At 36.8% G+C, this 5127-nt stretch carries 7 protein-coding genes and 1 rRNA gene; all 8 read right to left on the bottom strand.

The window, feature by feature from the left end:
- A partial coding sequence (locus tag PHO70_08515; protein ID MDD5433003.1) for a hypothetical protein occupies nt 1-249 on the bottom strand: 249 nt, incomplete at its 3' end.
- A gap of 497 nt (nt 250-746) precedes the next feature.
- A complete protein-coding gene (locus PHO70_08510; protein ID MDD5433002.1) occupies nt 747-1001 on the bottom strand; it encodes a Smr/MutS family protein in 255 nt (84 codons plus the stop codon).
- Complete coding sequence (locus PHO70_08505; protein MDD5433001.1) at nt 1001-1417, bottom strand: hypothetical protein; 417 nt, start codon at nt 1415-1417, stop codon at nt 1001-1003. The genes PHO70_08510 and PHO70_08505 overlap by 1 nt, the downstream gene beginning before the upstream one ends.
- 25 nt (nt 1418-1442) lie before the next feature.
- Entirely contained in the window at nt 1443-1670 is a 228-nt protein-coding gene (locus PHO70_08500) for a DUF2905 domain-containing protein (protein MDD5433000.1), read from the bottom strand.
- A 205-nt stretch (nt 1671-1875) separates the two neighbouring features.
- On the bottom strand, nt 1876-2100 hold the full coding sequence (locus PHO70_08495; protein MDD5432999.1) for a hypothetical protein: 225 nt from the start codon (nt 2098-2100) through the stop codon (nt 1876-1878).
- Between the two features lie 231 nt (nt 2101-2331).
- Nucleotides 2332-3576, bottom strand: coding sequence for an AAA family ATPase (locus tag PHO70_08490; protein ID MDD5432998.1), 1245 nt, complete (start codon nt 3574-3576; stop codon nt 2332-2334).
- Between the two features lie 695 nt (nt 3577-4271).
- On the bottom strand, nt 4272-4808 hold the full coding sequence (locus PHO70_08485; protein MDD5432997.1) for an ORF6N domain-containing protein: 537 nt from the start codon (nt 4806-4808) through the stop codon (nt 4272-4274).
- A gap of 197 nt (nt 4809-5005) precedes the next feature.
- A 5S ribosomal RNA gene (rrf, locus tag PHO70_08480) occupies nt 5006-5122 on the bottom strand.
- Between the last annotated feature and the right edge of the window lie 5 nt (nt 5123-5127).

Below are 5127 nucleotides of genomic sequence, written 5' to 3'. Positions count from 1 at the left end.
AAAATTATAGCCGTTTTTCACAAAAGCCTTGACTTCCGGAGACAGCTCCTTTCCGCCGGCATTGGTAACATCAAGGACATTTATTAGGGGAGGATTCTTTAGCACAATATGGTCTTCTATATTTTCAGGCGGTTTCTCGTAAGTAACGCCTCCAGCAGGGGCTTCCATCCCCAATGTTTCTACTTCCCTTGCTTTTCCCCTTGGCATCAAAGATTCATCCAAAACAAGCCTCAATTTTTGTACTGCCATTCTACCCCCTTTCCTTTATTCTAACGCGTACCGGTCCAATTAAACAAATAGGCACCTTCTATCTTCTAGAAGGTGCCCTGTGATTGGCTGCTATTTTAACCCCATTTTTCGCTCCTGCTTATTGAAATTATTTTACACCTCTTAAAATCCTTGTCAACCCCAAAAAAACCCCGGCCTCCCTGTAAACCAAAAATCCCAAGCTCTTTTGGAGCCTGGGATTAGAGGTAAACCGCAACTATTTATTTCTTACATTTCATGCAAAAATTATCATGCATGCACTTCACAAATGATTTAGCAAAAACAAAGATGATTATCAACAACGCGATCTGTCCGAACAATCTCCAATCCATCATCTTGCACCTCCTTATTAAATATATTATATCTCTTTATTTTAGCAATCTCAATCATTTTCATTTTACCCCTATCGATATTATTGTCAACCCAAAAATACCCAGGATCATAACCGTCCCCTTTATTTTCTAGCTTTCTATCAGCTTTTAGAATCTAAAACGCACAAAAATCCTTCCAAAATTCTTATCATCCTTCTCTATCCGGTGATAAAGCTTCTTAATCTCCGGCTGTTCGAGAAAACGCAACACGCTTTTCTTTAACTGGCCGCTTCCTTTGCCTGGAATGATCTCAACTTCGGTAATCCTTTTGCTTACCGCTTCTTCAATTACTCTTCTTAACTCAGAATCAATCTGCTTGCCAACATTATAGATATCATGTAAATCCAGCTTGATCTTACCCATTATTTTCTAATCACCTTAAAAGAGTTAAAACTTTTATCGCTTTTAGACCCGCTGAAGGAAATCCGGACTAAAGACCAGGTATAAACCTGGCCGGCATTTAATAACTCCGGCTTAATTTTAATTGAAGACGCCTTAGGCGGCAACTCTTCTTTAAGAATCAGGTTCGCGGCAGACATATTATAACCTTTATAGAGCTTAAAGATATACCCACTTGTTTGTGTAAAATCACTCCACCACCTGAACTCTAAAGGCTGGTTTGTGGGCAAAATAACCGTGTCGTTAATGGGATATCTTAGCCTTGGCGCAGGAGGGCTATTCTGAAGCCTGCTGTCTAAATTGATACTCACCGGCCCAGCCAGACTAATCACCGCAGGCAACAAAACTAACGCCAGTATGATTATCGCAATCTTCCTCATGGTTATATTTTTCTCCCCAGCTATGTTATTTATGCCTAAAGATTACGTTTATAATAATTGTAAGCAATAAGCTAATTATTAAAGAAGTTACTATCGGAAAGTAAAAATGGAATCTCTTTGTGTGGATTGCAATATCACCCGGAAGTTTTCCCAGATAGGGGATCTTTCCTGCTAACATAAAAAGTAATCCTAGAAAGATCGTAACGACACCGAAGAACACAAGCATCTTGCCGATACTCTCAAGAGAAAACATCTAAGCCACCCCTTATCTTCCATGCACTATATTTAATTACAATTATATCTCCATAAACCAAAACAAGCACCTTAAATCTCTTATCCAGCCCAGTCCTTTTTGCTGAAGCAAAAAGGAATCCCAAGCCCTTTTCGAGCTTGGGATTAAAAATGATACCGTCACCTTTATTTAAGAGGATACATTTTGAATACAAAATTAAGCTTGCTTAGATGCCCTGGAATTTACTAAGAAATTCGTCAAGTAGAAAAATCTTGAGGCTTTCTATATCTTTAAGTTTCTCTTTTAATTTTATATCAGTAGTAATAATAATTTTATCTATTGAAGAATACGCTAATTCAAGTAAATATTTATCATCTCTTGGAACCACTTGCTCGATTTCCTTAGGAAGCAACTGCACATCTAAATCATCTACAATAGTTGTCTTATCCATATTATAGAAAAGAGCATTCAATGTTTTAAATCGCTTTCTACAATCTTGGTCATTTTCATTTGCTTTGAAGTATCTATAGAATTTGTTAAAAAACGGACTTGGTCTTCTTACGAGTATTTTATGGCATTTTTCTAACCAAAAGGTAACAAATTTCGTTACCAGTTCTTTTTCCTCCTTTTGAGAACTAGTGAGAGAATATTCAAGTAACCATTCATTAACGACAATCTCCATTTATTTAGTGTCTTCGCTGTTGCTAACATTAAAAAATTCTTTAACCTCGCTTAATTCTGTTTCGTAGAATCCCTTTAAACCGCCTTCAATCTGCCCTTTATCATTGATTTTTTGTTTTTCTATCTTTGCCTTTTTCCTATCTTTATTTAGATAATAGATCTTCACTTCATCCGCCCCTATCTTCTTCTCCTTAACTTTATTTAATAGGGATAAGACTATGTGTTCACTATGTGTAGAAATTATAAAATTCTTCTCTTCTTCTTTTGTGATATCAATAAGAACATCCACCAATTTATCCATTAGTTCAGGATGTAAATGGATTTCTGATTCTTCGATACAGATTGTTCTCATCTCTTTTCTTAAAGATTTTGTAAGAATAGTAACTAATTGATTAGTTCCAAACCCTTCATTTACAAGATCGCAAACTAGTCCTGTAGAAATATCTCGTGATTGTAAATTAAAGTTTGCCGTACCTATCGTAGGTCTAACATTAAAAATTCTATCTACTATTTTTGCTAAATAATGTGCGACTTTTCCTTCCAAATCCCTATCAGAAGATAATAGAGTTGCCAATTCGTCTTCATTGAGTAGCTGCTGCTGCATAGGAACAGAAGAATAAATTGGCTTCATAAATCCTCTTCTCAGTGGAACAAAATCTACGCCCCTCAACTCTTCCATAGGACGGTTAAAACTGTCTGAAAGCTGTTTTGTAACAATCTCTCTGTTTGTTGTCTCACCCGCCACAATATCCATTCCCATCTTAGCTTGCTCAATGCTAATTGTTGGAGTAATACCATTCCAAGTTACTTTTGCTATACCATAATCAAGCTTTACTTCACAACCAGTACTGCGATTTGCAGCATAAGGAAATCCTACTTCAAGATTTAATGATGTTTTGTACGGTTTTAATGTTTTTAATCTAAATTCGGATTTTTTCTTACCTAGAGAAACTGAATAATTTGATTCAACCCCGTCTTTACAGACGTCAATACCAAGAATAATATTTAAATCTTCATTTTTCAAATGTACCGTTTGGCTAAACCCCCCGAGATTAATGAAACCTAATGCCAGACAACTATCCAGGCTTTGATTAGAATTCAGAACTATATTTTTCAATGCGAGTAGACCATAAATTATGCTAGACTTTCCACTATTATTCGGACCAGTTAAAATAGTAATTTTTCCTAAATCAATTTCATCTCGAATTAGACTCCTAAAATTCTCAATGTATAATTTTGTAATCATTTCTTACCTCCCGCAATATTCAAAAGAGCCTTTTAAATTTCATTCTTATGCTTTCCAAAAGGAAAGCACTTTTTATATCTTACCATAAATTAATTAAAAATTAACAAATACTTTATGGTTTAAATTTTAGACTAACTTACAACAACTCGCTTAACTATTTTATAGGACCAACCTTCTACGGTTTAAACCTCGCTATCCTGAATTTGCTGTTTCTAATGTATTTCAGCGCTCTTTCACAAAGTGCCTTTTATGGGATTGTGAGCGGATAGCATTCGCGGGTGGCTTGGGGGTGTTTTCGCAGTGCGTGATAGCGCAAGAAAACACCCCCAAGACAGAACCTGTTAATCTATAAAAAACAAAAAAGGCGCTGATTTCTCAAAGCCTTCCTCGTACCAAAATGTCCCCCCTCCCCTTGTAAATAAAATTTAATAGTGTATACTTTAATTGGGAGGTGGGTAGAGTAGGAAAGAACAAGAGCAACCACCCTTCCACGCAAGAGCTGGGGCTGTGCAGTTGAACAGGGAACCCCGACTCTTGTTCTTTTTTATACCAAGATTAAATGTACCAGCAAACAAAAAAGGCGTTGATTTCTCAACGCCTTCCTCGTAGCACAAATGCCCTTTCTGACTAAGTAATAAAAGTATATGGGATGTAAATAACCATGTCAAGAATATTTGAAATTTCAGGGACAATCCTTATGTCCTACTAAACCCCGTAATTCTCCTCTTCTTTTCAGGTGGCGAAGCAACAAGCTGCCTTATGGCTTCAAATATATCCCGCATTTTTTCGTCATGGCCGATATATTTCTTTTCAAGCTCATTAATTTTAGCTGCCAACTTATTATAACTTACCAACGCTTCTTTCAACCTAACAAAAGCGCGCATAATTAGGATATTTACTTGGATTGCCCTATCGCTATTTAAAACACTTGAAAGCATAGCAACACCTTCTTGAGTAAAAACAAACGGCAGATATTTAATGTTCTGGCCCTGTTTCAAGGTCGCAATTTGCGACCTTGAACTTGATTGCGACATCAAATTTATTACCTCTTCTTTTGTTAATTGAAACATAAAATCGGCCGGAAACCTATTTATATTCCTCCTAACCTGCTCATTAAGCCTTTTTGTCTCTACTCCGTAGAGCTTTGCTAAATACTTACCTAGCATGACCTTCTTTCCCCTAACCTCAAATATCTCAGTAGCTATTAATTCTGCCGCTATTAAATTAGACATTTTGGCTCCTTTCTACCTCAATTGACGTAGAAAGACGAAAAATCTAACAGGAATTTTTTATTATTTTTAGGGAAATAATATCGGAATGACACCGAGCGATACCAAATAGTCTTTCAACGGGGTTTGAGCTCGGTGTAAAATTCGCCTGCAACAAAAAAAACGCCTGCTAATCATTTCTGACTAGCAGGCGAATTTTAAAGGAGCACCGACCTACTCTCACATAGCCTTACGACTACACTACCATCGGCTCTGAGGGGCTTAACGGCCGTATTCGGAATGGGAACGGGTGTTTCCCCCTCGATAAAGGCACTCCAAAGAC

Source organism: Candidatus Omnitrophota bacterium, assembly GCA_028715415.1.
In the GTDB taxonomy this organism is placed as follows: Bacteria; Omnitrophota; Gorgyraeia; order Gygaellales; family Profunditerraquicolaceae; genus JAQURX01.
This window is presented reverse-complemented; position numbering and strand designations above follow the sequence as displayed.

Bases quoted from the DNA above. Each gene is read 5' to 3' on its own strand.
- PHO70_08485 (MDD5432997.1), bottom strand. From the start codon at position 4,808: ATGTCTAATTTAATAGCGGCAGAATTAATAGCTACTGAGATATTTGAG.
- PHO70_08495 (MDD5432999.1), bottom strand. From the start codon at position 2,100: ATGGATAAGACAACTATTGTAGATGATTTAGATGTGCAGTTGCTTCCT.
- PHO70_08500 (MDD5433000.1), bottom strand. From the start codon at position 1,670: ATGTTTTCTCTTGAGAGTATCGGCAAGATGCTTGTGTTCTTCGGTGTC.
- PHO70_08490 (MDD5432998.1), bottom strand. From the start codon at position 3,576: ATGATTACAAAATTATACATTGAGAATTTTAGGAGTCTAATTCGAGAT.
- PHO70_08505 (MDD5433001.1), bottom strand. From the start codon at position 1,417: ATGAGGAAGATTGCGATAATCATACTGGCGTTAGTTTTGTTGCCTGCG.
- PHO70_08510 (MDD5433002.1), bottom strand. From the start codon at position 1,001: ATGGGTAAGATCAAGCTGGATTTACATGATATCTATAATGTTGGCAAG.